28 protein-coding genes are annotated in these 23,716 nt (G+C 68.1%); 9 read left to right on the plus strand and 19 right to left on the minus strand.

Annotated elements, in window-relative coordinates; genetic code table 11:
• Positions 1-41: 41 nt before the first annotated feature.
• From AC2YG9_RS14700 to AC2YG9_RS14710, 3 genes are all read right to left on the minus strand, one after another.
• Entirely contained in the window at positions 42-1,223 is a 1,182-nt protein-coding gene (locus AC2YG9_RS14700) for a helix-turn-helix transcriptional regulator (protein WP_487298725.1), read from the minus strand.
• Positions 1,224-1,311: 88 nt separating this feature from the next.
• A complete protein-coding gene (locus AC2YG9_RS14705; RefSeq protein ID WP_487298726.1) occupies positions 1,312-3,819 on the minus strand; it encodes a beta strand repeat-containing protein in 2,508 nt (835 codons plus the stop codon).
• 269 nt (positions 3,820-4,088) lie between these two features.
• On the minus strand, positions 4,089-5,048 hold the full coding sequence (locus tag AC2YG9_RS14710) for a DUF2125 domain-containing protein (RefSeq protein ID WP_487298727.1): 960 nt from the start codon (positions 5,046-5,048) through the stop codon (positions 4,089-4,091).
• Positions 5,049-5,074: 26 nt separating this feature from the next.
• Between AC2YG9_RS14710 and AC2YG9_RS14715 the strand changes: the two genes are divergently transcribed.
• Positions 5,075-5,608: a gamma-glutamylcyclotransferase gene (locus AC2YG9_RS14715; RefSeq protein ID WP_487298728.1), complete on the plus strand. Its 534-nt coding sequence runs from the start codon at positions 5,075-5,077 to the stop codon at positions 5,606-5,608.
• On the opposite strand, the gene AC2YG9_RS14720 is transcribed toward AC2YG9_RS14715, so the two are convergent.
• From AC2YG9_RS14720 to ftsE, 5 genes are all read right to left on the minus strand, one after another.
• The gene (locus AC2YG9_RS14720) at positions 5,605-6,078 is read right to left on the minus strand and encodes a GNAT family N-acetyltransferase (protein ID WP_487298729.1); all 474 of its coding nucleotides are present in this window, start codon (positions 6,076-6,078) and stop codon (positions 5,605-5,607) included. The genes AC2YG9_RS14715 and AC2YG9_RS14720 overlap by 4 nt on opposite strands.
• 53 nt (positions 6,079-6,131) lie before the next feature.
• A complete protein-coding gene (locus AC2YG9_RS14725) occupies positions 6,132-6,848 on the minus strand; it encodes a lysophospholipid acyltransferase family protein (protein ID WP_487298730.1) in 717 nt (238 codons plus the stop codon).
• The gene (locus AC2YG9_RS14730) at positions 6,845-7,474 is read right to left on the minus strand and encodes a YdcF family protein (RefSeq protein ID WP_487298731.1); all 630 of its coding nucleotides are present in this window, start codon (positions 7,472-7,474) and stop codon (positions 6,845-6,847) included. Before AC2YG9_RS14730 ends, AC2YG9_RS14725 begins: the two co-directional genes overlap by 4 nt.
• Before the next feature lie 299 nt (positions 7,475-7,773).
• Positions 7,774-8,670, minus strand: a complete 897-nt coding sequence (locus AC2YG9_RS14735; protein WP_487298732.1) for a cell division protein FtsX — start codon at positions 8,668-8,670, stop codon at positions 7,774-7,776.
• Positions 8,667-9,389: a cell division ATP-binding protein FtsE gene (gene ftsE, locus AC2YG9_RS14740; RefSeq protein ID WP_487298733.1), complete on the minus strand. Its 723-nt coding sequence runs from the start codon at positions 9,387-9,389 to the stop codon at positions 8,667-8,669. Before ftsE ends, AC2YG9_RS14735 begins: the two co-directional genes overlap by 4 nt.
• Positions 9,390-9,446: 57 nt before the next feature.
• Here ftsE and AC2YG9_RS14745 point away from each other — a divergent pair, with 57 nt between their 5' ends.
• The 4 genes from AC2YG9_RS14745 (at position 9,447) to AC2YG9_RS14760 (ending at position 12,398) form a co-directional block, all read left to right on the plus strand.
• A complete protein-coding gene (locus AC2YG9_RS14745) occupies positions 9,447-10,328 on the plus strand; it encodes an MJ0042-type zinc finger domain-containing protein (RefSeq protein WP_487298734.1) in 882 nt (293 codons plus the stop codon).
• Positions 10,328-10,852 carry a phosphoribosyltransferase gene (locus tag AC2YG9_RS14750; protein WP_487298735.1) on the plus strand — a complete coding sequence of 175 codons (525 nt, stop codon included), beginning with the start codon at positions 10,328-10,330 and terminating at the stop codon, positions 10,850-10,852. The genes AC2YG9_RS14745 and AC2YG9_RS14750 overlap by 1 nt, the downstream gene beginning before the upstream one ends.
• 81 nt (positions 10,853-10,933) lie before the next feature.
• Positions 10,934-11,776, plus strand: coding sequence for an enoyl-CoA hydratase-related protein (locus AC2YG9_RS14755; protein WP_487298736.1), 843 nt, complete (start codon positions 10,934-10,936; stop codon positions 11,774-11,776).
• A 40-nt stretch (positions 11,777-11,816) separates the two neighbouring features.
• Positions 11,817-12,398, plus strand: coding sequence for a DUF805 domain-containing protein (locus tag AC2YG9_RS14760; protein WP_487298737.1), 582 nt, complete (start codon positions 11,817-11,819; stop codon positions 12,396-12,398).
• On the opposite strand, the gene AC2YG9_RS14765 is transcribed toward AC2YG9_RS14760, so the two are convergent.
• The 4 genes from AC2YG9_RS14765 to argH are packed head-to-tail and all read right to left on the minus strand — an operon-like array spanning position 12,377 to position 16,271.
• Entirely contained in the window at positions 12,377-13,306 is a 930-nt protein-coding gene (locus tag AC2YG9_RS14765; RefSeq protein WP_487298738.1) for an aminoglycoside phosphotransferase family protein, read from the minus strand. The two genes, AC2YG9_RS14760 and AC2YG9_RS14765, sit on opposite strands and share 22 nt — an antisense overlap.
• Complete coding sequence (gene lysA / locus AC2YG9_RS14770) at positions 13,303-14,574, minus strand: diaminopimelate decarboxylase (RefSeq protein WP_487298739.1); 1,272 nt, start codon at positions 14,572-14,574, stop codon at positions 13,303-13,305. Before lysA ends, AC2YG9_RS14765 begins: the two co-directional genes overlap by 4 nt.
• A gap of 3 nt (positions 14,575-14,577) precedes the next feature.
• Positions 14,578-14,865, minus strand: a complete 288-nt coding sequence (gene lptM, locus AC2YG9_RS14775; RefSeq protein WP_487298740.1) for an LPS translocon maturation chaperone LptM — start codon at positions 14,863-14,865, stop codon at positions 14,578-14,580.
• Positions 14,862-16,271: an argininosuccinate lyase gene (gene argH, locus AC2YG9_RS14780; protein WP_487298741.1), complete on the minus strand. Its 1,410-nt coding sequence runs from the start codon at positions 16,269-16,271 to the stop codon at positions 14,862-14,864. The genes lptM and argH overlap by 4 nt, the downstream gene beginning before the upstream one ends.
• Between argH and AC2YG9_RS14785 the strand changes: the two genes are divergently transcribed.
• Positions 16,272-16,889 (plus strand): TlpA family protein disulfide reductase, encoded by a 618-nt coding sequence (locus AC2YG9_RS14785; protein WP_487298742.1) that lies wholly within the window; start codon positions 16,272-16,274, stop codon positions 16,887-16,889.
• Positions 16,889-17,626 carry a GNAT family N-acetyltransferase gene (locus AC2YG9_RS14790; RefSeq protein WP_487298743.1) on the plus strand — a complete coding sequence of 246 codons (738 nt, stop codon included), beginning with the start codon at positions 16,889-16,891 and terminating at the stop codon, positions 17,624-17,626. Before AC2YG9_RS14785 ends, AC2YG9_RS14790 begins: the two co-directional genes overlap by 1 nt.
• Here AC2YG9_RS14790 and AC2YG9_RS14795 read toward each other — a convergent pair.
• The 4 genes from AC2YG9_RS14795 to AC2YG9_RS14810 form a co-directional block, all read right to left on the minus strand.
• The gene (locus AC2YG9_RS14795) at positions 17,602-18,504 is read right to left on the minus strand and encodes a DMT family transporter (RefSeq protein ID WP_487298744.1); all 903 of its coding nucleotides are present in this window, start codon (positions 18,502-18,504) and stop codon (positions 17,602-17,604) included. The genes AC2YG9_RS14790 and AC2YG9_RS14795 overlap by 25 nt on opposite strands.
• Positions 18,501-19,325, minus strand: coding sequence for a tRNA glutamyl-Q(34) synthetase GluQRS (gene gluQRS, locus AC2YG9_RS14800; protein ID WP_487298745.1), 825 nt, complete (start codon positions 19,323-19,325; stop codon positions 18,501-18,503). The genes AC2YG9_RS14795 and gluQRS overlap by 4 nt, the downstream gene beginning before the upstream one ends.
• A 99-nt stretch (positions 19,326-19,424) precedes the next feature.
• A complete protein-coding gene (locus AC2YG9_RS14805; RefSeq protein ID WP_487298746.1) occupies positions 19,425-19,847 on the minus strand; it encodes a CBS domain-containing protein in 423 nt (140 codons plus the stop codon).
• Positions 19,848-19,913: 66 nt separating this feature from the next.
• A complete protein-coding gene (locus AC2YG9_RS14810) occupies positions 19,914-20,543 on the minus strand; it encodes a TetR/AcrR family transcriptional regulator (RefSeq protein WP_487298747.1) in 630 nt (209 codons plus the stop codon).
• Between the two features lie 531 nt (positions 20,544-21,074).
• On the opposite strand from AC2YG9_RS14810, the gene AC2YG9_RS14815 reads away from it, so the two are divergent.
• Entirely contained in the window at positions 21,075-21,635 is a 561-nt protein-coding gene (locus tag AC2YG9_RS14815; RefSeq protein WP_487298748.1) for an HNH endonuclease, read from the plus strand.
• On the opposite strand, the gene AC2YG9_RS14820 is transcribed toward AC2YG9_RS14815, so the two are convergent.
• Together AC2YG9_RS14820 and AC2YG9_RS14825 are read right to left on the minus strand one after the other, a co-directional pair.
• Positions 21,632-22,735 (minus strand): hypothetical protein, encoded by a 1,104-nt coding sequence (locus AC2YG9_RS14820; protein ID WP_487298749.1) that lies wholly within the window; start codon positions 22,733-22,735, stop codon positions 21,632-21,634. The genes AC2YG9_RS14815 and AC2YG9_RS14820 overlap by 4 nt on opposite strands.
• Before the next feature lie 61 nt (positions 22,736-22,796).
• Positions 22,797-23,051, minus strand: a complete 255-nt coding sequence (locus AC2YG9_RS14825) for a hypothetical protein (RefSeq protein ID WP_487298750.1) — start codon at positions 23,049-23,051, stop codon at positions 22,797-22,799.
• A gap of 111 nt (positions 23,052-23,162) precedes the next feature.
• Between AC2YG9_RS14825 and AC2YG9_RS14830 the strand changes: the two genes are divergently transcribed.
• Positions 23,163-23,531 (plus strand): PilZ domain-containing protein, encoded by a 369-nt coding sequence (locus AC2YG9_RS14830; RefSeq protein WP_487298751.1) that lies wholly within the window; start codon positions 23,163-23,165, stop codon positions 23,529-23,531.
• Here the strand turns inward: AC2YG9_RS14830 and AC2YG9_RS14835 are convergent.
• Complete coding sequence (locus tag AC2YG9_RS14835; RefSeq protein WP_487298752.1) at positions 23,528-23,674, minus strand: hypothetical protein; 147 nt, start codon at positions 23,672-23,674, stop codon at positions 23,528-23,530. The genes AC2YG9_RS14830 and AC2YG9_RS14835 overlap by 4 nt on opposite strands.
• Positions 23,675-23,716: the final 42 nt, after the last annotated feature.

A 23,716-nucleotide genomic window follows, 5' to 3' on the forward strand; every position in this document is an offset into this window, starting at 1 on the left:
GAGCGACGATGAGTTGAGGCCATCATTCGGCTCAATCGAAGTCATCCTTTCCGGGGCGCCGGTCGGGGAGAAGGTCCGGTCAGCAAGCCCGCCAGCTTGAAAAGATCCGCCTGACGGGAGGACTGGGTCTTCTCAAGGATTGCGCGGAGCTGAGTCCGCACGGTGAGCACAGAAGCCCCCCGCTTGTTGGCGATTTCCGCGACGCTGAGGCCGGACAGAAGCTCAGAGGCCACCTCCGACTCAGCCACCGTGAGGGCGAACAGATTCCGCAGCCGTTCCAATTGACGGCTATCCGCCGCCCGATTGCGGGCGTCCAGGAGATAGACCGCCCCCCGAATTGGGCCGACGGTGAGGAAAGGGTTGTCATGGCCTAGAGGAATGACCACGGCAACCAGCGGGTCGGCGCCTTCCGGGGCGATCAGGATTTCAGAAGGTGATCGAAGGGCCCAGATCGCGGTCGGGTCGCACACTTGCCTGATCGCCAAAGCAAGCGAGCGTTCCGCAGCGGCGGGGACGGCCCGAAGCTGATCGTTGCGGCTCTCGATGCGGTCGCCGTCGGACAGCAGAAGCCGTGCGGCGGCATTGGCATGAAGCAGTTTGCCGCTGTGTCCCAGGAAGCAGCAAGCCGTTTCGAAGCCATCAAGCGCCTCGCTTACGGCGGGGTCCAGCATCCGAGCCGGATCGATCTCCAGGCGCAACTGCACCGCACGCCGAAGGTGCGGAAACAGAGCGCGGGTGATAGCCGCCTCTCGCTCGCCGAATGGGGGCTCCCCTCGTCGCCGTCCGGCGGCCAGGGCAATCGGGGCTCGCTCGTTGCCCCGGCTGGCGCGCAGAACGGCGGTCATGCCGTGCTCCACGTCCATGGGATACATGTAGTGGCGATAGTAGTCGGTCGCGTGCAGTTCCTCCGTCGGAATGACATCCTGATTGAGAAAGACACCCGGCACGATCCCCATGGCCATGGCCCGGTCCATGAAGGGCGCCTGGCGACCATAAATGTGCAGGACAGGCAGAATCGGCGTCGGATCCAGACCCTGAGTGATGAAGATGCTGCCGAACTCCCCGGCCTGGGGCGCCGAATGCAAGGCCCCTTGAGGACTGTCCACCACCCGGCAAAAGCGTTCGACAACCTCGCTCCATCGATCCGGCTGAAACAGCGCGCCATAGGTCGCCTCGACGACCGGTTCGATGATCTCGGACAGCTCTACGGACACTGCATTCATTATCAGCCCCCCACCCCAAGGGGACTTGTATCAAGAGCACAGTGGACGGCAAGGCCGGCGCCGGGTGGCGTCAATCCTCGTGCAGCGCCTAGAGGAACCAGTCTCCGGTGTCGCCGGTGACGTCGCCGTTGATCTTGACCTGATAGTCAACCCGGCCATCGCCGTTGACGTCGAGCCGTACCGTTGTGAGGCCGCCGGCGAAGACAGCCGTCATCTGCCCGGCCACCTTGGTAAAGGCGGCGACAAGGGTGAAACTGTCGTCCTGCACAGTGTTGATGTTGGCGTCGATGTTATTGAAATCCATCACATCTCCCTCGGCGGTGGAGAAGTCATAGATCTGGTCGGTCTCGAGCGCTCCAGCGAGACTGATCGTGTCGATATCGAAGGTGTCCTGGCCGATGCCGCCGCGCATCAGGTCGTTGCCGGCGCCGCCGACGATGACGTCGTTCCCGTCTCCGCCGTTGAGGGTGTCGACCCCGGCGCCGCCTTCGAGAATGTTGTCGCCCATGTTGCCCTGGATGTTGTTCGACCCGGCATTCCCAAAGCCATTGATATTGTCGCCGCCCTGCAGCTCGAGGGCCTCCAGGTTTACGGCCAGGGTCCAGGTCAGGCCGGCGCGGACGACGTCATAGCCCTGGTCGGCGTCTTCGGTGGTCTGATCGCCGACATTGTCGACGAAGTAGACATCGTTGCCGAAGCCGCCGGACATCAGGTCCGCCCCCGCGCCGCCGTCCAGATAGTCGTTGCCGTCCTGCCCCTCCAGAGTGTCGACATCGCCCTCGCCGAGCATGCGGTCATTGCCGGTCGATCCGATCAACTGGTCGGCGCCTGTCCCGCCGAACAGCTTGTCAGCCCCGTCGCCGCCGTCGAGGGTGTCATCGCCGGCTTCCCCGTAGAGCAGGTCGCCCCCCTGTCCGCCGGTAAGCGTGTCGGTCCCGTCCCCGCCAAACAGCTGGTCCGACAGATCGCCCCCGTCGAGGGTGTCGTCGCCGCCCAGGCCGGAGAGGATGTCGTTGCCGCCGAGGCCGCTGAGTTGATCGTCGAGCGTTCCGCCGGAGAAACTGTCGTTGCCGGCTGTGCCGGCCTCTATCAGTGGCAAGGGCGCCGCCCGACCGTAGATAACATAGCTGGCTCCGGAGCCGCTGCCGTTGGGATCGGCGCCCCACGCCCCGATGATCAGATCGTCGATTCCGTCGTCGTTCAAATCTCCCGCCGACGCTACCGAGAAGCCGCTCCAGTCGTTCGCCGCCACGCCGTTGATCCGGAAGCCGTTAGTTCCGTCTAGGCTCGAAAGTTCAAGATTGGCTCCGAACGCCGCGTCGCTGCCGAACACCACGTAGCTGGCCCCGGAGTCGCTGCCGTTCGAGTCGGCGTACCGAGCCCCGATAATCAGGTCGCCGATACCGTCGCCGTTGATGTCCCCGGCCGAGGCGACCGAAAAACCGCTCCGGTCGTTCGCCGCCACGCCGTTAATCCGGAATCCGTTAGTTCCGTCCAAGCTCGAAAGTTCGAGATTGGCCGCGAACCCGGCGTCGCTGCCGAACACCACATAGCTGGCTCCAGAGTTGCTGCCGTTGGGGTCAGCGTCTATCGCCCCGATGATGAGGTCGCCAATCCCATCACCGTTGATATCGCCCGCCGAAGCGACCGAATGACCGCTCAAATCGCTGGCCCCCGCGCCGTTGATCCGAAAGCCATTGGACCCAGCCAAGGCTGAGAGGTCGATATTGGCCCCGAACGCCGCGCCGCTGCCGAACACGACGTAGCTGGTGCCGGAGCTGATACCGTTCGGGTCAGCGGTCCTGGCCCCGATGATCAGGTCGTCGTTGCCGTCGCCGTTGATGTCTCCCGCCGAAGCGACCGAATAGCCACTTTGATCGCCGGCGGCCGCGCCGCTGATCCGAAATCCGTTGGTTCCGTTCAGGGCGGATAGGTTGACGTTGGACCCGAAATTTGCGGCGCTGCCGAACACCACATAGCTGGCGCCGGAGCCGCTGCCATTCGGGTCCGCGCCATAGGCGCCGATAATCAGGTCGTCGATGCCGTCGCCGTTGATGTCTCCTGCCGAGGCGACCGACTTGCCGCTGATGTCTTGCGCCGCCACGCCGCTGATGCGGAACCCGTTGGTCCCATTCAGGGTGGAGAGGTTGAGATTGGCCGCGAAAGCCGCGTCACTGCCAAACACCACATAGCTGGCGCCGGAGTTGGCGCCGTTCGGGGCGGCGAATCTGGCCCCGATGATCAGATCACCGAATCCATCGCCGTTGACATCGCCGGCAGAGGCGACCGACCAGCCGATGTTGTCGTACGCCAGCGCGCCACTGATCCGGAAGCCATTCGTTCCGTCTAGGGTGGAGGGGTTGAGGTGGGCTCCGAACGCCTCGGCGCTGCCGAACACCACATAGCTGGCCCCCGAGTTGACGCCATTAACGTCAGCGCGAGGGGCCCCAACGACGAGGTCGTCTATGCCGTCGCCGTTAATGTCGCCAGCAGAGGCGACTGTCCAGCCACTGTTGTCGTTCACCGCCACGCCGGTGATCCGAAACCCGTTGGTTCCGTCCAGCCCGCTTAATTCAAACACGGCGTCAAAGGACATGGGGGTGTCCCCAGTCGCTGGTTAGACCGCAGTCGCCGTCAATGCCCGCCCCGCCGGAAGCCGAAGCGCCCGCTCCCGAATTCGATCCCCCCTGAACGATCCGGAACCCGTTGGCCCCACTGAGACCCGATGCCGATATCACTGCAGCAAACCCGGACATGACGCCCCCCATCCACGACCGGCCCGCCCCCCAAGGTGGTACCGGACGTCAACCGTCTACGGGCTGGAGCGTCCCCGCATCATCAAAGTTAGGTATGGCCGCCGACGCCTCACCACACCCGGGGTGAGGGGCCGATCTCCAGTGGGCCGATGCGGGCCTTGCCGTCGCTCAGGCTGACGCGGCCCTGCAGGGCCTGGCCGCTGCCGGTCAGGTCGCCGAGGGTGGCGTCGAGGTCGCCGCTCAAACGCCCGTTGGCGTCCGGGGTCAGGGTGCCGGCGCTGGCGGAGAGTTTGGCCGCGCCGCCGGTGACCTGGGCCTGGCGCACCTGGATGACCCCGCCGTCCCGGGCCCAGGCGCGGGCGGCGCCTTCCCAGTCCTCGCCCTTGAGGGCCGACATCCTCGTCAGGGTCAGGTTGAGGTCCATGTCGACGGGGGCGCCCTCGGTGGCGCGGGCGGCCAGGCCCTCCAGCGCCATGCGGGCGCCGCCGATGTGGAGCAGGACGCCGCCCAGGTCATCGGGCCCGGCCATGATCTTCATGTTCAGCTGCCTGGCCGCCGACAGGAAGTAGGGCTTGGCGCCGGCTTCCGGGTTGAAGGTCAGGTCGACGCCCTCGAGCATGAGGCTGGGCGGATGTTTGTCGAGGTCGGACAGGGAGGCGCGCATGGCCTTGCCCTGGACGATGACCGCGCCGCCGTCGGGACGGGTGAAGGTCAGGCCCTGCGGGGTGACCATGACCCAGTGGTCGAGGCGGTAGATGTAGGCCTCGGCCTTGATCAGCGGCGCGGTCAGCTGCCAGCCGGAGGGTTCGGAGACCGTGGCGTCCTTCAGGTTGACGTCCAGGCGGAAGGGAAAGCCGCTGACCGTGCGCTCGGACCAGGTCAGGCGATAGCCCTTGTCGCCCATGGTCCTGGCCGTTTCGTCCATCCGCCGCATGGCCTCGCCGCGCATGTACCACCATCCGCCGGACCAGGCTGCGATGACGATGGCGGCCAGAATGAAGGGCAGGGCGATGCCGCGTTTGCGGCGCGGCGCGGGTTCGGGCAGGGTCCCATTCTCGGTCTTTGGCAAAGGGCGCTCTTTCAGGTCGGCGTAATATGGACGGTTCAGGCGGCGAAGGCCGTTGGGTGTTCGGGTATGGATCGCTGATGTGGCGGCCAGGGTTCCCGTTTGTAGAGCGAAAGGGCGCGGTTCTCCACGGCCGGAGAAGAGCGTTCTGCATCTATTCGGTGCATCATCGGGGGACCTACGAGCGGCCGGGCCTGGTGCTTGGCCTGGCGCCGGGCGGGGCGGTGCGCGGAGCGGCCTATCGAGTGGCGGAAGACGCCTGGCCGGAGGTCTACGCCTATCTGCGCGAGCGGGAGCAGCCGACGGAGACCTATGTCGAGGCCTGGCGCGAGGTGCGGCTGAATGGCGGCGGGCGGGCGCCGGCGCTGGTCTTCCTGTCGGACAAGGGTCATGCGCAGTGGGCGGGTGATCTGAGCCTGGAGCGGCAGGCGGAACTGATCCACGGGGCGGTGGGACTGTCGGGGCGGAACGAGGATTACCTGACGGATCTGGTGGAGCACCTGCGGGCCGAGGGCATCCGGGATGAGGGGATGGAGCGGTTGTTGAAGATGGTCGAAGGCTAGAGGGCCTTCCCCATCAGCAGCAAAGGCACCGGCTCGCCGGCGCGGTCATCGTGGAAGGCTTCGATGGGGTGGTAGCCGCAGGCTTCGTAGAGGGGTTTTCCGGACATGGTGGCGGTCAGTTCCACCTTTGAGAAGCCGGCCGCCTTCGCTGCACCCTCGCAGAGGCCCAGGATCAGCCGCGCTACCCCCCGGCGTTCGAAGCCGGGCGCGGTGTACATGGCGCGGACCTTGGCGGCGTCGGTCGCCGGATCAAGCAACGCCGCGTCGCGCCCGGGCGTGTGATTGCCGCCGTAGGGCGTCGCCCGGTTGCTCCAGCCGCCGCAGCCGGCGATCTGGCCGTCCAGGTCGGCGATGAAGTAGCTGCGGTCGGCGATCAGCTGGCTGTCCAGGCCCATCAGCTGTTTGCTGGCGGCCAACTGGGCGGGCGTCAGGGCGGCGGCAAGGTGGGTGTCGATGGCAGCTTCGATCACAACGCGCAGAGCCGGGATGTCGGCCTCTGTCGCCAGCCGTTGGGTCAGGCCGCTCAGTGGTCTTCCGCCGCCAGGCGGGCGCAGGCGGTCTCGATGGACGTTTCCAGCTGGCGCATGAACTCGGCGCGCTTGAGGCCGGGCGGGATCGGCGGCTGGAATTCGAAGACGATGGTCCCGGGGCGCATGACGAAGCCGCTGGCGACGTTCCAGTGCAGGCCGGTGTTCAGGGCGAGCGGGGTCACCGGCAGTTCGAGCTCACGGTAGAGGGCGGCGATGCCGGGCTTGTAGTCGCCGGCCTCGCCCGGGTCCTTGCGGGTGCCTTCCGGGAAGATGACCAGCTGGCGATCTTCCTTCATGCGGTCCTGGGAGTCGGTGACCAGCTTGCGCAGGGCGGCCGAATGGCCCTCGCGATCGACGACGATCATGTGCGAGCGCAGTGCCCACCAGCCGAAGAAGGGAATGGAGACCAGTTCCTTCTTCAGCACGAAACAGGCGTCGGGCAGGAAGGCGAAGGCGCCGAAGATGTCGAACATCCGCTGGTGCTTGGTGGCGATCAGGGCGGCGCCGGTGGGCAGATGCTCGCGGCCGCGCACCTCGACCTTCACCCCGCAGATAACGCGCAGCAACCAGGTGACCACCCGGCCCCAGTTGTTCATCACCGCCATCAGCGGCTTGCGCGGACCGAGCAGCAGCGGCGAGAGGCCGATCGCGGCGATGGCCGAGACCACATAGAAGACGACGAGAAAGACGAGAGAGCGGAGGACGTTCACTTCGCCCCTTCCTTGGGCTGCGGCGCGGTAGCGTCGGGCGTTTTGCGGAACAGGCCCATGACAGATTCCTGGACCAGCACCGCCAGGTATTTGCAGTACTCCAGCGTCATGCGGCGGATCTGGGTCTGGTCCTGCCACCACTTGGCGGCGTCCACGGCGTCGGTCTTGACCGGGTAAGGGATCAGCTTGGCGCCCGGCATCTGGCCGCGCAGTTCCAGCATCGAGCGGGGCATGTGGTAGTCGGCGGTTACGACGATCACCTGTTTGAAGCTGTGCTTTTCGGTCCAGGCGGCGATTTCCTGGGCGTTGCCCTTGGTGTCGGCGGCCTCGAAGCCGAGGTCGACACAGCACTGGTAGATCGGCTTCCAGGCGCCGGTGACGGCCTGCAGGTCCTCTCGGGTGACCTCGGTGTTGACGCCGCTGACCAGCAGCCGCTTGCCCTTGCCTTCTTCGAGCAGGCGGACGGCGACCTTGATGCGTTCGGTCGAGGCGCCGGTCAGCACGGCGACGGCGTCCGAAACGGGCGGTTCGGCGGCGGGGCTCAGCTTGTCGACGCGGCCGGCGAAGGCCAGCAGGCCGACGAACCAGACGACAACCAGGATGAGCAGCAGGGAAAGGCGGCGCATGGTTAAGTTCTAGTGGGTTCCAGCCGTTGGGGAAGTGGGGGCGTGGGGCGAGGGCTTATCGAAGCTGGCGCCATTATCTCACGGCGCCCGCGCGGGCCAAATCCAGTTCTGGTGCAAGATTTTGAAAACGCGCCTGTTTTCGTTGGCGCCGAGGTTGTTGAGCGGGCCCCAAACGTTGAGATCGGCGTTGGCGGGACGTTGGTGTCGGGGCGGGGAATGTTGATCGCTGGCGCCAACGGCGAGGGCTACGCCGAGGGAGGCGATTCCGGGGGCTCAATAATTTCGCCTGGGTAAAATTATCAGCCCATCTGGCGCAGGATGGCGGCGGCGGCCAGGCGGGCGGCGATGGCGGCGGTGAGCGCGGCCAGCAGCGGAGCAGGCAGGACGGCCAGGAGGTCGATCCAGGCGAGCGGCAGGACGGGGGTCAGGCCCTGGCCGCCGCCGGCGAGGCGGGCGAGGGCAGCGACGAGGGCCGCGCCGCCGGCGCCGAACAGGCCGGCGATGCCCGCGGCGGTGGCAAACCGGGTCTGGAACAGACGGGCGACGAAGCCGGTCTCGGCTCCCGAAAGGTGCAGCACCTCGATGACGTCGCGGTGGGCGGCGAGGCCGGCCCGGGTGGCGAAGCCGATGACGGCGGTGGCGGCGGCGATGATCAACAGGCAGATGGCCAGAGCGGCCCAGCGGGCGATGCCGGCGGCGCGCTGGATGTCCTCGATCCAGACGCTGTGGTCATCGACCTTGGCGTCGACGCCGGCGGCCTTCAGGGCGCGGTCGAGATCTACGGCCTTGGCGGGCGTCTTGGGGTCGAGGTCGACGGTGACCAGGCGGGGGACGGGCAGGTCGTCGATCAGGGCTTCGCGGCCAAGCCAGGGCTCGAGCAGGGCCTCGGCCTTTTCCTTTTCGAGGGCGCGGGCTTCGGAGACGCCCTTCACCCCGGCCAGCGCCTCGGCGGCGCGGGCGGCGGCGGCGTCAGGGGTTTCGGGGCCGCGGGGCTGGATGACGACGGTGGCGCTGTCGCTGAGCTGGCTGGTCCAGCCGCGGGCGGCGCGGTCGGCGGCCAGGGCCCCGATGGCGGTCAGGCAGGCAAGGAAGGTCAGCACGGCGACGACGAAGATCAGGGCGCCGTCACGGGCGTCGCGGCGGGGCAGCAGGGGGCCCGGCTTCCAGCGGGTGGGGTCGAAGAGGGTGTCGCTCATCGGCCGTCGCTCCGGCCGTAGGCAAGCAGTCGTCCGTTATCGAGGTGCAGGACGGGCTGGCCGCTGCGGGCGACCAGGTCCTCGTCGTGGGTGGCGATCAGGACGGTGGTGCCGAGGCGGTTGAGCTCGACGAACAGGCGCAGGATTCGCAGGGCGTGGCCGTGGTCGACGTTGCCGGTGGGCTCGTCGGCCAGAAGGATGTCGGGGCGGCCCACGACGGCGCGGGCGATGGCCAGGCGCTGTTTCTCGCCGCCGCTGAGGGTGGCGGGCAGGGCGTGCTGGCGGGACTTGAGGCCGACCCAGCTCATCAGCTCGGCGACGTCGGCGCGGTACTTGTCCGGCTTGCCGCCGGAGATGCGCAGCGGCAGGGCGCAGTTGTCGAAGGCGCTCAGGTGTTCGAGCAGGCGGAACTCCTGGAACACCACCCCGATGCGGCGACGCAGGAAGGGGCGATCGGCGGGAGATATCTGGTCGATGTCGCGGCCGAACATCTCGATGCGGCCCCTCGACGCACGCTCGGCCATGTAGATCAACTTCAAGAGGCTCGACTTGCCGGCCCCCGAGGCGCCGGTCAGGAAGTGGAAGGAGCCGGGCGCCAGCTCGAAATTGATGTCCTTCAGCACCTCGGCCGAGCGACCATAGCGCATGCCGACGCCGGAGAAGCGCAGGGTCGGGCTGGCGGCCAATTCGCTCGTGTAGGCGTTGCGGTCAGTGGACATGGGAGCCGGAATCGGCGACCTCACATAGAGTTGCGGGAGCGGACCGATTCGCCGGCCATGATACTGACCTGCCCAGAGTGTGCTACCCGGTATTTCGTTGGCGACGATCAGGTCGGCGCGACCGGCCGGACTGTCAAGTGCAAGGCTTGCGGTCATCGGTGGACCGCGCGTGCGGAACCCGATCTGGACCTGTCGATCAGTGGGGATGAAGGCGCCGTCGGCGTCGAGCCCTCGACCCTGACCCCCGACCCCGCGCCGCTGGTCGAACTGCCCGGCGAAGAACTGCCCAAGGTCTTCCGCGCCAAGGCCCAGTCGGAAAAGCGGGTCCGCGAGGCGGCGACGACGGGCATCGTCTGGGCCGGCATGACGGCGATGCTGATCGTACTGGGCGTCGGGGCCGTGGTCGGCCGCGAGAGCGTGGTGCGGATCTGGCCGAAGTCGGCGTCGGCCTTCGCGGCGGTTGGGCTGGACGTCAATTCCATCGGGCTGGAGATCGAGGACATCCGCTTCGAACCGGCCCTGCAGGACGGGCATGCGGCGTTGTCGGTGTCCGGCGTCATCCGCAACATTCGGGGCGAGCCTGTGAAGGCGCCGCCTCTGCAGATCAGCCTGCTGAACAAGCAGGACAAGCGGGTCCTTGCCAAGATCGCCCACGCCGCCGATCCGGTGATCCCGGCCGGGGAGACGCGCCACTTCGCCGTGGTGCTGCTTGATCCGCCCAAGACCGCCTCGCAGATCGAGGTCGGTTTCGTCACGGAAAAGGGGACGGTGGCGACCAGGCCGAAGCCGAAACATGTGGCGGCCCCCATGCCCGAGGCGCCGGCCCTGCGCGGCTCGGCTGAACCCGGCCCGGTGGTGGCTGAGGAGGCCAGGCCGCTCGATGCCCACGATCCCAACGCGCTGCCGGCCGCCGCCGGGACGACCGAGGAACAGCACTGATGAAGGAGACGCCGACCGTACTGATCTCGGAGGCCGAGATCGCGGCGGCGGTCGAGGCCCTGGCCGTCCAGATCGCGCCGCGCATCGACGACGATACGGTGGCCATCTGCCTGTTGACCGGCGGCATCTGGTTCGCGGCGGATTTGACCCGGGCCCTGGCGCGGCATGGGCGGCTGGTGCATTTCGATGCGCTGTGGCTGTCTTCGTACAAGGATGCGCGGGCGTCGTACGGGCGGTGCGAGGTGCGGGCCGACCTGCAGCGGCCGGTGCTGGGCCGCAAGACCCTGATCCTGGATGATGTGTTCGACACCGGGCTGTCGCTCAGCGAGGCCGCGCGGCTGACGCGCGACGCGGGGGCGAGCGAGGTGCTGACGGCGGTGTTCGCGCGCAAGCCGTGGCCGGAGAAACGGGCGCTGGAGCCGGACTTCGTGGCCTGGGAGGCGCCGCCGAGGTTCCTGGTCGGGTATGGGCTGGATGTGGCCGGGACGATGCGCGGGCTGCCGTACATCGGGGCGATGGACTGACGCCACGTCATACTTGCCGCGCGCGTCAAGCGGCGACAGGCTGATCCTGTCCGGCCCGGCAGAGGCCGGCGGGAGAGCGCCATGGCCTATGAGACCCTTCTCACCGAGCTGAAGGACGGGGTGCTGACCCTGACCCTGAACCGGCCCGAGCAACTCAATGCCTACACGGCCCAGATGGGCATCGATCTGGCCGACGCCTTTGTGGCGGCGGACGAGGACGACGCGGTGCGGGTGGTGGTGGTGACCGGGGCCGGGCGGCATTTCTGCGCCGGGGCGGATATGGGTTCGGGGTCGGACAGTTTTGGCGGGGACGGCGACAGGCTATTCGGGGCGCGCAAGGCGCCGGGGCCCAAGGGTGGGTTCGTGGGGGCGATCTTCGCCTGCCGCAAGCCATCGATCGCGGCGATCAACGGCGGGGCGGTCGGAGTGGGGGTGACCATGACCCTGCCGATGGATATCCGCATCGCTTCGGAGAAGGCGAAGTTCGGGTTCGTGTTCGCGCGGCGGGGGCTGGCGCCGGAGGCGGGGTCGGCGTGGTTCCTGCCAAGGCTGGTGGGGCTGCCGCAGGCCTTGCGCTGGTGCTACCGGGCCGATGTGTTCGACGCGGCCGAGGCGTTGCGGGGCGGGCTGGTCAGCGAGGTTGTGGCGCCCGAGGACCTGCTGGCGCGCGCGCAGGAGATGGCGCGGGAGATCGCCGAGGAGACCTCGCCGGTGTCGATCGCCATGGTCCGGCAGCTGCTATGGCGCGCGATGGGGGAGCCGGACCTGTTCAAGGTGCTGGCTGTCGATGGGCCGGCCAATATGGCGATGGGGGCGAGCCCCGATGTGAAGGAGGGCGTCTCGGCCTTCCTCGAGAAGCGCAAGCCGGCCTTCCCGGGCAAGGTGTCGCAAGACATGCCGCCGCAATACCCTTGGTGGGACTGAGTTTGCGTGAAATCCTCCAACGCTGTTGGAGGTGGCGTTGATGAATTCCGTGGTTCACGGCCTGAAGGGCCTCATACGGTTCAAGGGGCGGGATCGGCGCGGGCTGTTCTGGCCCTATGCGGCGGTGGTCGTGGCGCTGGCGATGGTCGCCATGGGGGCGGTCATGGTCCCGGAGATCAACGCCAGCTTCGACCGGATGACCAAGTACGTGGCGGAGAACCCGGGCAGCGGCAGCGTGGCCTATTCGACCAGCGGCGTCGAAGTGACGGTGGAGGGCCACCATCCCGAGTTGATGCCTGACTTCGGCAAGCTGTTTGGCGGCATGCGCGTCGTGATCGCCGGCCTGTTTGTGCTTGTGGCGGCGGCGGTGACGCGGCGGCTGCATGACACGGGCCGATCAGGGTTCTGGGGCCTGCCGCCGATCATCCTGCTGGTCTCGGCATCGGTGCTGTTTCCGTTCGCCATGGAGGCCATGACGGTAGGCGAGCATCCGGACCTGCGGCCCTTCTTCCTCGTCTTCGCCAACAACGTCCTCTACCTGGCGGCGCTGGGGCTGCTGATCGCCTTCCTGGCCATGCCCGGGAAGACGGACTCCAACCGCTACGGACCGCCGTCGGTCTGAGCCCAGGCCTCGGCCACGGCCAGCATGGCGGGGCCTTCGGGGAGACCCAGCTGCAGGCAGGCGAGGCCGGTCGAGACGCGCTCGATGTAGCCCCACTGCCAGATCGGTTCTTCGGCCAGGTCGGTCAGCTGCGCCAGGCGGCGGCAGCGGGCGCGGCCGCGTTCGAAAGGATCGCCGGCGAGGAGGTCCGAGGACCATTCGCGCATGGGGATGGCCAGGTCGTAGGCCGGTTCGATGATCAGGCCGTCAGGGTCGACAAACTTGAACCGGCCGGGGTGGTGCGGATCGGCGAGCGTGTTCCAGCCGTGGGCGTCGCCGTGAGCGAGGACGCTGGATGCCGGGTCGTGGGCGGCGGCGCGGGCCTGGGCGAAGGCCAGGGCCTGGTCGATGACGGCGCGGGGGCAGGGACGGCCGGTATCGTCCCAGGTGGCTTCGATGAAGGCGGCGAGGTCTGCGGCCTTCTCGGGGCCAGTCATCATCGGGTCGGTCGGGATGGGGGCGGTCCAGGCCTGGCGCAGGGTCTGGCAGATGGCCTGAAGTTGCTCGTCGAGGGAGAGACCGAGGCTGTCGAGCATGGGGCCGAGGCGCTCGAGGAGCATGGCCCGGCTGGCCGGGTCATGGTTCAGCAGGGTGGCGTAGCCCCGGCCGCCGGCGGCCTGGAAGGCGCGGCGTTCGCGGTCGGTGGGGTCGGAGCCGGGATAGGGCAGCTTGAGGACGGCGGGGACGCCGTTGGCTTGCGTGACGTCGAGGACCAGAGCCTCGGTGCCGCCGGACATGACGTCGCCGACGGTCAGGAACCAGTCGCGGGCGAGGTCGGCGACGGTGCTGTCGAGGGCTTCCAGCCAGGCGGTTCCGGCATCGCCCTGCTGTGCGGCGCGGCGACGGACGATCTCGGGGACGGCGATCACAGCCAGTCGGCCGGGGCCTCGTCGGCCAGCATTTCCTCATAGGTCGGGCGGCGGCGGATGACGGCGAACTTGTCACCGTGGACCAGGACCTCGGGGACCAGGGGGCGGCTGTTGTACTCGCTGGCCATGGCCGCGCCGTAGGCCCCGGCGCTCATGAAGGCGACGAGGTCGCCGCTGTCGAGGGACGGCATGATGCGGTCGCGGGTGAAGGTGTCGCCGGTCTCGCAGACCGGGCCGACGACGTCGAAGGGCTCAGGGATAGCGTTGGTGGCGGCCACCGGGCGGATGTCGTGGAAGGCGTCGTACATGGCCGGGCGCAGCAGGTCGTTCATGGCCGCGTCGAGGACCAGGAACTTGCGGCCTTCGGGGCGCTCGTGGCGGTGGATAACCTGGGAGACCAGGACCCCGGCATTGGCGGCGATCATGCGGCCGGGCTCGAAGGCCAGCTGGACGTTTAAGTTCCCGATCACCCGGGCCACCATGGCGGCGTAGTCGGCCGGCGAGGGCGGCTCGGGCATGTTGAAGTAGGGCACGCCCAGCCCGCCGCCGAGGTCGAGCCGCTCGACGCGAAAGCCCTCCGCACGGAGGGTTTCGACAAGGCCGCGCATCTTGGTGAAGGCCTGTTCGAAGGGGCGCAAGTCGCTGATCTGGCTGCCGATATGGCAGGCGACGCCGAGCGGGTTGAGGTGGGGGTGGTCGGCGGCCTTGGCGTAGAGGCGGCGGGCCTCGGTGAAGGAGACGCCGAACTTGTTCTCGGCCTTGCCGGTGGCGATCTTGGCGTGGCCGCCGGCCTCGACGTCGGGGTTGACGCGGAAGACCACGGGGGCCTGGACCGTCAGGCGTTCGGCGATGGCGGCGATGAGGTCGAGTTCCGGTTCGGACTCGACGTTGATCTCGGCGACACCGGCCAGAAGCGCGAACTCGATCTCCTGGGGGCGTTTACCGACGCCGCTGAAGACGATGCGGCTGGCGGGGATGCCGGCGGCCAGGGCGCGGCGGATCTCGCCTTCGGAGACAGTGTCGGCGCCGGCGCCCAGGGCGCCGAGGACGCGCAGGACCGAGACGTTGCCGTTGGCCTTGACCGCATAGGCGATCAGCGGCTCGCCGAGATTGGCGTAGGCCCGCAGGGCCTCGCGGAAGACGTTGAAGTGCCGCTCCAGGGTGGCCTGGCTGTAGACATAGACGGGGGTGCCCACCGCCTGAGCAACGGCGGCCAGGGAGACGTCTTCACAGTAGAGGTCGCCGGAGCGGGTCTCGAAGTGGTTCACGGTCTATTGGGGCGGCTTGCCGAACGGGTCGTTCGTGCCGGCGATCGGCTGCTGGCGGATGTTGGCGGTGCTGGAGGCCGGGTCGCGGACTTCCTGGTCGCTGCCGGGCTTGGCCGGCTTGTTGGCCCGCTGGGAGGCTTCGCGGCGGGCCTGCTCTTCCTTGGCGCGCTCGGCGGGCGGGCGCTCGTCCGGACCCCACATCGGGCCGGGGCGCTCCAGGTCGCCGGTCTTGCCGCAAGCAGCGAGGGCGGGAGTGAGGATCAGGGCGGCGAGGATCAGGGCGCGTTTCACGAGAGCAGTTCCTTCCAGCGGGCGATCTGGTTGCGCACCTGATCGGGAGCGGTTCCGCCGTAGCTCTGCCGGCTGGCGGCGGAGGCGGCAGGGGTGAGGACCGAGTAGACGCCATCGGTGATGCGGGGGTCCAACGCTTTCAACTCATCGAGCGAAAGTTGCGGCAGGTCGACACCCAATTGCTCGGCGCGCTTTACGGCGGCGCCGGTCAGGTGGTGGGCCTGGCGGAAGGGCAGATCGAGCTCGCGGACCAGCCAGTCTGCCAGGTCAGTGGCGGTCGAGAATCCTGAGCCGGCGGCGGCGGCCATGCGCTCGCGGTTGGGTTCGAGGTCGGCGACCATGCCGGCCATGGCCAGCAGGGCCAGTTCGAGGCTGTCGAAGGCCTCGAAGGTGGGGACCTTGTCCTCCTGCATGTCCTTCGAATAGGTCAGAGGCAGGCCCTTCATGACCACGGTCAGGCTGGTGAAGCCGGCCAAGACGCGGCCGACTTTGGCGCGGGCCAGCTCGGCGGCGTCGGGGTTCTTCTTCTGCGGCATGATCGAGCTGCCGGTGGTGAAGGCGTCCGACAGCTTGATGAAGCCGAACTGCGGGGTCATCCACAGGACGATTTCTTCGGCCAGCCGCGAGAGGTGGGTGGCGGCGATCGAGGCGGCGGCGAGGGCTTCCAGGGCAAAGTCGCGGCTTGCGACCGAGTCGAGGCTGTTGGCGGTCGGGCGGTCGAAACCGAGGGCGGCGGCCGTCTGGTGGCGGTCGATGGGGAACGGTGAGCCGGCAAGCGCGGCGGCGCCGAGCGGGCTTTCGTTCATGCGGACGCGGGCGTCGGCGAAGCGGCTGGCGTCGCGGCCGAACATCTCGACATAGGCCATCAGGTGGTGGCCGAAGGTGACCGGCTGGGCCGGCTGCAGGTGGGTGAAGCCGGGTATCAAGGCGTCGGCGTGCTGTTCGGCCTTGTCCAGCAAGGCGCGTTGCAGGGCCTTCAACTGATGGCCGGTGCGGTCGCAGGCCTCGCGGACCCAGAGGCGGAAATCGAGGGCGACCTGGTCGTTGCGGCTGCGGGCGGTGTGCAGGCGGCCCGAGGGTTCGCCGATCAGTTCGGCCAGGCGGGCCTCCACATTCATGTGGATGTCCTCGTATTCGTCGCGGAAGGGGAAGGTCCCGGCGGCCATCTCCGCCTCGATGGTCGAAAGACCGTGCTGGATTTGCGCCTCATCCTCGCTAGATATCGCCCCAACGGCGGCCAGCATGGCGGCGTGGGCTTTCGAACCGGCCAGGTCCTGGCTGGCGAGACGGCGGTCGAAGCCGATGGAGACGTTGATGGCTTGCATCAGGTCCGCCGGCTTGGCGCTGAAACGCCCGCCCCACATGGCTTGGCCGGCTGGGGATTTTTTCGAGGAGTCGTCGGTCATATGAGCGAAGTGTCCAAGGCCGGTCGGCGGCCCGATATTCTGCGGTGGGCGATCACGGTAGCCGTCCTGGTGGGCGTGCTGGCGGTTCTATATGTCATCCTGAGCGCGGTCATAGTCCCCAATGGACCCGCAAACCTCGAAACCTTGAAGCGCGGCAAGCTCGAGAAGCTGGAAATCACCAAAGCTCCGCAGCCCGCCCCGACGTCGGCGTTCAAGGACGCCGCCGGCAAGGACGTCACCATCGCCTCGTTCAAGGGCAAGGTGACCATCGTCAACTTCTGGGCCACCTGGTGTGCGCCGTGCCTGCTGGAGATGCCGACTTTCTCGCGGCTGGCGGCGACCTATCAGGGCCAGCCGGTGGCCGTCGTGGCGATCAGCATCGACAGGGACGACAAGGACATGCAGGCGCGCGCCTTCATGGCCAAGAACCGGCCCCTGGCCTACTACCGCGACGGCTCGATGAACCTGCCGTTCCAGCTCAGCCCTCCGGCGCAGGGCATGCCGACGACGGTGATCTACGACAAGAAGGGCGTCGAGCGGGCGCGGCTCTCGGGCGAGGCCGACTGGAGCGGGCCGGAGGCCATGGAGCTGGTGCGGGCGCTGCTGGCGGAGCCGTAGTGGACGCGAGCGACATCGAAGGGCTGGAGCGGGTCGCCGACCGGGCCTGGCCGGCGGCCGAGCGTTCGAGCCTGGGGTCGTGGATCTTGAACGCGTCCACGGGGTGGTCTGGACGGTTGAACGCCTGTTGGCCGCTTGGGGAGCCGTCCCTGCCGATGGCCGAGGCGGTGGATGCGGTCGAGGCCTGGTACGGCGCGCGGGGTTTGCTGCCGGTCTTCAAGCCGGCCGGGCCGTTGCCGGCGCTGGAGGCCGAGCTGGCGGCGCGGGGGTACCGGGCGCGAACGCCGACCCTGATGATGGTGGCGGACATTCCGGATGTGGCGCGGCCCGAGCGCGTGTCGGTGGCCGACACGGTCGGCGAAGCCTTCGAGCGGGTGTTCCTGGGGACGCAGGAGAATGCCGAGGATGCGACGGAGCGGATGGGGGCGTTTCACCGGATCGCCCGGCCGCGCGTCTTCGCCAGCATCGAGGTCGAGGGTGAACCGGTGGCCATCGGTGGCTCGGCCATCGAGAGTGACTGGGCCGGAGTGTTCGGGATGCGGACTCTGGCGGCGTACCGGCGGCAGGGGCTGGCTCAGGACATCGTGGCGGCGCTGATGGCCGGGGCGCGGGCGGCGGGGGCGAGCAAGAGCTACCTGCAGGTCGAGGCGCCGAATGCGCCGGCGATCGCGCTGTACGAGCGGTTCGGGTTCCGGATGGTGTTTGCCTACAGCTACTGGGACAGGCCGGCGGCCTGATCCGATTTCTTCTGGTCGCGGTTGGCGGCCCATTGGGCCAGGGCGACGCCGGCCAGGGCGGCGAGGGCGCCGAGGCCCTGGAGCGGGGTCATGGCTTCGCTGAAGATCATCCAGCCGAGCAGGGCGGCGACGGCGGGCTGGACCAGGACCACGACGCTGGCCGTGGCGGTCGGCAAGCGGCCCAGCGCCCAGGCGATGGCGCCCTGCCCGGTGACGTGGACGACGGCTAGGCCCAGGCAGGCGCCCCAGCCGGCGAGGCTGGCGGGCAGGATGTCTTCGCCGAGGGCCAGCATGATGACGGCAAGGCCGATGGCGCCGACCAGGCTGGACCAGAACATCACCGCCATGGTCCCGAAGCGGGCGCGGGCCTGGCGCACGCACAGGAAGTAGGCGGCGTACCAGAGGGCGGTGGCGGCCGAGAGGATGTCGCCGAGCGGCGGGTTGGTCCCGGGGGCGGTGGCGCCCCGGCCCTCGGCCATGGTCCAGGCGCCGATGAGGCCCAGCGCCATGCCGGCGAGGAAGATGGGGCCGACCCGCTCCTTGAAGACCAGGAAGCCGACGACGGTGACGACGATGGGCGTGAGGTTGGCCAGCACCGTGGCGTTGGCCACCGAGGTCATGCCGATGCCGTAGTGCCAGAAGGCGAGATCGGCGGCGAAGAAGACGCCGGCCAGGACCAGCGGCAGGGTGGGCAGCCGGGGGCTGGGCTCGGACTTCCTGAAGGTGAAGAGGGCCAGCAGGGGCAGGGCCAACGCCAGGCGCCAGAAGCCGCCGGCGGCCGGACCGGTCTCGGTCAGGCGCACGAAGATGGGGGCGAAGCCGATGGCGCAGGCGCCGGCGAGCAGGGCGATCAGGGGCAGGGCGCGATTGTTCGTCAAAATCCCAGCTCCCGGCGCAATTGGTCGGCGGTGACGCCGCGGCTGCGAATCTCCCGAAGGGTCTGCGCCTGATCGCGCTTGGCGTAGCGCTTGCCGTCCGGTCCGACCAGCAGGGGATGATGGCGATAGGTCGGCTCGGACAGGCCGAGCAGGGTCTGGAGCAGGCGCTGGACCGGGGTGGCCTCGTAGAGGTCCTGGCCGCGGATGACCTGGGTGACGCCCTGCAGGGCGTCGTCGACGACGACGGCCAGGTGGTAGGCGACGCCGACGTCCTTGCGGGCCAGGACGATGTCGCCGGCGGCCGTGGGGTCGGCGGGACGGATTTCGCCGGCTTCGGTGAAGGTGAGTTGGCGGTCGCCGAGCTGGGATTGCGCGGCGGCGAGGGAGAGGCGCCAGGCGAAGGGCTGTCCGGCGGCGAGGCGGTCGGCTTCCTCGGCTGGGGGGAGCGGGGCGCCGGTGTAGGGGGCGGGGAGGCCGTGGGGGGCGGATTGGGCGGCTTCCGCGATCTCCTTGCGGGTCTTGAAGCAGCGGTAGGCGAGGCCGAGGTCGCGCAAGGCTGCGAGGGCGGCGTCGTAGTCGGTGAGGTGGTCGGACTGGCGGCGGACCGGGGTCTCCCAGGTCAGGCCGAGCCAGGCGAGGTCTTCGAGCAGGGCGGCTGCGTATTCCGGGCGGCAGCGGGTGGCGTCGATGTCCTCGATGCGCAGCAGGAAGCGGCCGTTGGCGGCTCTGGCAGCTTCATGGGCGGTGAGGGCGGAATAGGCGTGGCCCCGGTGTAAATAGCCGGTGGGCGAGGGGGCGAAGCGGGTGACGAAGGGCGGCACGCGCCCTCTCTAACGTGATCGACCTCCCCCCGCGAGCGGGAGGAGGCCATCATGCGCTGGACCCCGGCCTTCGCCGGGGTGATCGGCCTTACAGGCCGATCAGTTGTTGGCCGGAGCGTCGGAGATTTCTTCGAGGATGGCGCCGGCCTTGCGGGCCGAGGCTTCCTGGGCCACGTCGCCGAGGCTGACGATGCCGGTCAGGTTCTGTTTTTCATCGACGATCAGGATGCGGCGGATCTGCTTGTCCTGCATCTGGAAGATGACGTCGGCGATGGAGGCATCCTCGCGGCAGGTCTGGACGTCGGTGGTCATCACCTCCGACACCTTGGTGTCGAAGCTGCGCTGCTCGCCGACGACGCGCAGGACGATGTCGCGGTCGGTGATGATGCCCTTGATCTGACCGTCCTCGACGACGGGGATGGCGCCGGTGTCGATGTCGTTCATGCGGCGGGCGATGTCGGCGACGGTGTCGGAGGGCTTGGCGACCTGCGGGTTGGCGGTCATGACGTCGGAAATCAGCATGGCGAATGAGCCCCTTCAGCGGCTTTGGTGAGCCTGCCTAACGGGTGGGAAGCGCCGGGCGTTCCGTCAGTCGGCCGTGCGCGGGGTGAACATGCCCAGATGGCTGAGCACGGCGCGCAGGAAGCCCTGTTCGCCGCCGAAGGCTTCCTTCAGGGGCGCGAACTGCTTGAACATGCTCATCTCGGCCAGGCCGTGGGCGGCGCACCAGGCCGCGATGGTGGCCAGCTCGATGTCGACGTCGGCAACCTCGTCGCCGGCGACATGGCGGAAGGCGCCGCGCACCAGGCAGTAGGCGCTGTCTTCGTTGTCCTGGATGCCCTCGGGCAAGGAGTCCTTGTCGCGGGAGCAGTCGTACATCACCCGGTAGAGGGCGGGGTGAACCTGCGAGAACTGAACATAGGAGACGCCGATCTCGGTCAGCAGGCCGTTGAGGTCGGTCGACCGGGTCTTGGCCTCAGTCATGGCCACGCCGAGGGCTTCCCAGCCCACATGGGCGACGGCGTCGAGCAGTTCGCCCTTGTCCTTGAAGTGATGGTAGGGCGCGGCCGGGCTGACACCGGCCTCTCGCGCCACGGCGCGCAGGCTGAGGGCGCTGGGTCCCTCGCGCTCCAGAATCCGGATGGCGGCGTCGACCAGGGCGCGGCGAAGATCGCCGTGGTGGTAGGGGCGGATATCGGCAACAGCGGCGGTGCTCATTGAACCTGTATAAACTTTCATCCGAACGCCGTAAAGATCATCTTGACAGCGCTTAGATGGCCTTCTATCTAAGCACTGTCCAGATCGGACAAACCCTTCGCCCCCCTCCCCGGGTGAGACGAGGGGATCAACGGGGGGCCACCGACAACACGGGGCCCAAACTTAAAAGGTGTGTGTCATGCAAGTTTCCAAGCTGTCTTCGTTCGAACGCCTCTTTGACCGTTCGGCCTCCGTGCTGTTCCTGGGTCTGGGTCTGATCCTGGCCGGCGCGACCGCCTTTATCGGCGCGTAAGAACGATCGGGCGGGCGGTCGGCCCTCACCGGCCGCCAGCGCCCACGAAATTCCATTCGATCCAACAAGACTTCCGGGCCCCTTCGGGGGCCCTTTTCTTTTGCACCTGTGTCTTGGAGCCGTCGTGGTTCGGCGCCATCTTCCAGGGGTCATCGGGAATGCAGGCGATTCCCGTAGAGACGGAAAGGCAGGCGGGTCTTCAGTCCGATTGCGAGTTCCACATTCCGGGAGCCGGCGTGATGGAGATTTCCTCCCACGCGCCCTCAGGCTGGCCCGCTCTGGTGCTGAACGCCGACTATCGGCCGCTCAGCTACTATCCGCTTTCCGTCTGGCCCTGGCAGGACGTGATCAAGGCGGTTTTCCTCGACCGCGTCGATGTCGTGTCGACCTATGACCAGGTGATCCGCAGCCCCTCGTTCGAGATGCGGCTGCCGAGCGTGGTCAGCCTCAAGCAGTTCGTCAGCCAGGACCGGCCGCCGGCCTTCACCCGGTTCAACCTGTTCCTGCGCGACGCCTTCACCTGTCAGTACTGCACCTCGACGCTGGACCTGACGTTCGACCATGTGCTGCCGCGCTCGCGGGGCGGCCGGACGACCTGGGAAAACATCGTCACCGCCTGCGCGCCGTGCAATCTGGCCAAGGGTGGACGGACACCGAGAGAGGCGCACATGCATCCGCGAAGGGCGCCGCGCCGGCCTTCGATGCATGAGTTACAGGAGCGGGGGCGGCGGTTTCCGCCGGGCCACCTGCACGAAAGCTGGCTCGACTACCTGTACTGGGACATCGAGCTGGAAGCCTAGTGCGTCAGCACCCCGCCCTTGCCGTAGCAGGGCTCCACAAAGTGGGCGATGGCCGGGAAGCGGCTGGCGGCGGCGTCGATCCAGGCGACGCCCTTGGCGATTTCCTCGGCGTTGTTGGCGCGTGACGTCGCCTGCAGATGGCGGCGGGTGACCTGGGTGAAGGTCTGGGTCGGGTTCTTGGCGTAGCGGCTCATGATCGGGCTGGAGACGATGGCCTGGACGACCTGCGGGTCGGTGGGCTGGCCAAAGTGCGTCAGCGCCTCGCTCAGGCCCTTCATCGGGTCGGCCAGGAACATGTCGAAATCCATGCCCAGCACCTGGCCCGGGCTGGCCCGGGCGGCGGTGTCCATGGCCATCATCTCAGAGCACCAGACCAGGGCGGCGCGTTCGCCGATGCCCATGCTGTGCAGGCGCCAGGGCTCGGCGCCGAGCCGGCGATGCAGCCGGGTCATGGCGATGGTGGCTGAGGTGCGGACGTCACCCAGGCCGTGCTGGCTGGCGAGGACGCCGGCCAGCCAGCTTTCCGGCGCGGCGGTCAGCATCAGGGCGCGGGGCTTGCTGGGCCGGGCCAGCAGGGTGGGGGCCAGTTCGCTGGCCCAGCTGGTGGCCTTGATCAGGGGAACCTGGCCGGGGCCATAGGTGCGCGACCAGAGCTTGAGGCAGAGGCTGAGGACCTCCTCGAAGCGTTCCGGCGACCACAGGCTTTCGGGTCGGGTCAGTTGGGCGTGGATCTGGGCCAGCAGGGGCAGGGCGGTCGGCTCGCGCAGGGAATGAACCCCGGGCGCGGCGCCGAGCAGGCGCGAGAGCAGGGTCGAGCCGACATGGCCGACGTGGAAGATGAAGTCGCAGCGTTCCGGAAGGGGAGTGGCGTGCTCGGCGATTTCGTCGATTCGCGCCCAAAGGCCCGGGGTGTCGTCGCCCAGGACCCGGTCGTCGAGAAAGCTGGCTTCCTCGTAGTGGCGGCGGGTCAGGCGGACGAGATAGGCCGCCTCATGCACCGGATCGAGCGAATGCAGCAGGATATCCGGGGTGGCGGTGAGCTGCGGCCCGAGGCCGTGGAGGACGCGCGTCCCGCCTGTATCAAATGCTGCATGCGGCATCCCGCCGCAGTACACCCGGACCGGGTATTGGCGGATTTCAGCGTTGAAATGTTAAACTAAATCAATGTTCGCTGAGTGGATTCAGCGTCTGGCGGCGAGCGGCGCCCCCCTTGCTGGCGGCGGCCTTGTGCTCGGCTGCGAGGCGGCGGGCGGCTTCCTCGATGACCCGTTTGCGGGGGCCGCCGAGCCGCGGTCGTTGGGCCCGTTCCTTGGCGACCAGATAGGCATAGTCGCCGTGCAGATCGCGCATGTAGGCGACCTCGAAGCGCACCTCGCGTTCGAAATCGTTGCGGTTTGTCTTCGGTTTGAACAGCACGGCGCCCCCTTAAGCGCATCAGATTAAGCCCAGATTAGGGTTATTTCTGCCCACGAAAAGGGGGTTCGGATATCAACGTGTTGGCAACGAGCCGGCGCCTAAACTTGCGCCATGTCCAGCTCGCCCGCTTCCCGTCCCGTTGAACGCCGTCGCAATCAGAGGCAGCGCGCCCTGCTGACCGGCAAGCTGGCCACCGACGGCGCCAACATCACCATCGACTGCGTAATCCGGAACCTGAGCGCCGACGGGGCTCTGGTCGAGACGCCGTCGCCCCACCTGATCCCCAACGAACTGCATCTGCTGCAAGTGCGCGAGGGGGTGGCCTGGGACGCCAAGGTGGCCTGGCGGCGGGGCAACAAGGTCGGGCTGGAACTGCTGGACCGGCACGATCTACGCGAGACCACCGCCCGGCAGCTGAAGGCGTTGCGCCACGTGTGGAAGCATATGGCCGGGGCGGCGCCGAAGGACCTCGAGGGCTAGGACACCGTCGGCGGCAGGCTCGGGTCCGTGGCCGGAGCCGGACCGGGCTCGGTCGGCAGGTCGGGATCGACGGCCGGCGGCACGGGATCGTTGGCCGGGGCGGGACCGGGGGTCGGTTCGAAATCGGGGCCGGGGTCTGACATGGCGGTTCCTCTGGTTACAGAGGCAACCAGCCGCAAGCCGTC

The organism is Caulobacter sp. SRI_014 (assembly GCF_057586315.1).

Excerpts from the sequence above, each read along its gene's own strand:
- AC2YG9_RS14705 (WP_487298726.1), bottom strand. The coding sequence starts at position 3,819 with ATGTCCTTTGACGCCGTGTTTGAATTAAGCGGGCTGGACGGAACCAAC.
- AC2YG9_RS14785 (WP_487298742.1), top strand. The coding sequence starts at position 16,272 with ATGAGCGAAGTGTCCAAGGCCGGTCGGCGGCCCGATATTCTGCGGTGG.
- AC2YG9_RS14805 (WP_487298746.1), bottom strand. The coding sequence starts at position 19,847 with ATGCTGATTTCCGACGTCATGACCGCCAACCCGCAGGTCGCCAAGCCC.
- AC2YG9_RS14735 (WP_487298732.1), bottom strand. The coding sequence starts at position 8,670 with ATGAGCGACACCCTCTTCGACCCCACCCGCTGGAAGCCGGGCCCCCTG.
- AC2YG9_RS14750 (WP_487298735.1), top strand. The coding sequence starts at position 10,328 with ATGAAGGAGACGCCGACCGTACTGATCTCGGAGGCCGAGATCGCGGCG.
- AC2YG9_RS14830 (WP_487298751.1), top strand. The coding sequence starts at position 23,163 with ATGTCCAGCTCGCCCGCTTCCCGTCCCGTTGAACGCCGTCGCAATCAG.
- AC2YG9_RS14820 (WP_487298749.1), bottom strand. The coding sequence starts at position 22,735 with ATGCCGCATGCAGCATTTGATACAGGCGGGACGCGCGTCCTCCACGGC.
- AC2YG9_RS14810 (WP_487298747.1), bottom strand. The coding sequence starts at position 20,543 with ATGAGCACCGCCGCTGTTGCCGATATCCGCCCCTACCACCACGGCGAT.
- ftsE (WP_487298733.1), bottom strand. The coding sequence starts at position 9,389 with ATGTCCACTGACCGCAACGCCTACACGAGCGAATTGGCCGCCAGCCCG.
- AC2YG9_RS14715 (WP_487298728.1), top strand. The coding sequence starts at position 5,075 with ATGGACGGTTCAGGCGGCGAAGGCCGTTGGGTGTTCGGGTATGGATCG.
- AC2YG9_RS14815 (WP_487298748.1), top strand. The coding sequence starts at position 21,075 with ATGGAGATTTCCTCCCACGCGCCCTCAGGCTGGCCCGCTCTGGTGCTG.
- AC2YG9_RS14700 (WP_487298725.1), bottom strand. The coding sequence starts at position 1,223 with ATGAATGCAGTGTCCGTAGAGCTGTCCGAGATCATCGAACCGGTCGTC.
- AC2YG9_RS14730 (WP_487298731.1), bottom strand. The coding sequence starts at position 7,474 with ATGCGCCGCCTTTCCCTGCTGCTCATCCTGGTTGTCGTCTGGTTCGTC.
- argH (WP_487298741.1), bottom strand. The coding sequence starts at position 16,271 with ATGACCGACGACTCCTCGAAAAAATCCCCAGCCGGCCAAGCCATGTGG.
- AC2YG9_RS14755 (WP_487298736.1), top strand. The coding sequence starts at position 10,934 with ATGGCCTATGAGACCCTTCTCACCGAGCTGAAGGACGGGGTGCTGACC.
- AC2YG9_RS14745 (WP_487298734.1), top strand. The coding sequence starts at position 9,447 with ATGATACTGACCTGCCCAGAGTGTGCTACCCGGTATTTCGTTGGCGAC.
- AC2YG9_RS14760 (WP_487298737.1), top strand. The coding sequence starts at position 11,817 with ATGAATTCCGTGGTTCACGGCCTGAAGGGCCTCATACGGTTCAAGGGG.
- AC2YG9_RS14835 (WP_487298752.1), bottom strand. The coding sequence starts at position 23,674 with ATGTCAGACCCCGGCCCCGATTTCGAACCGACCCCCGGTCCCGCCCCG.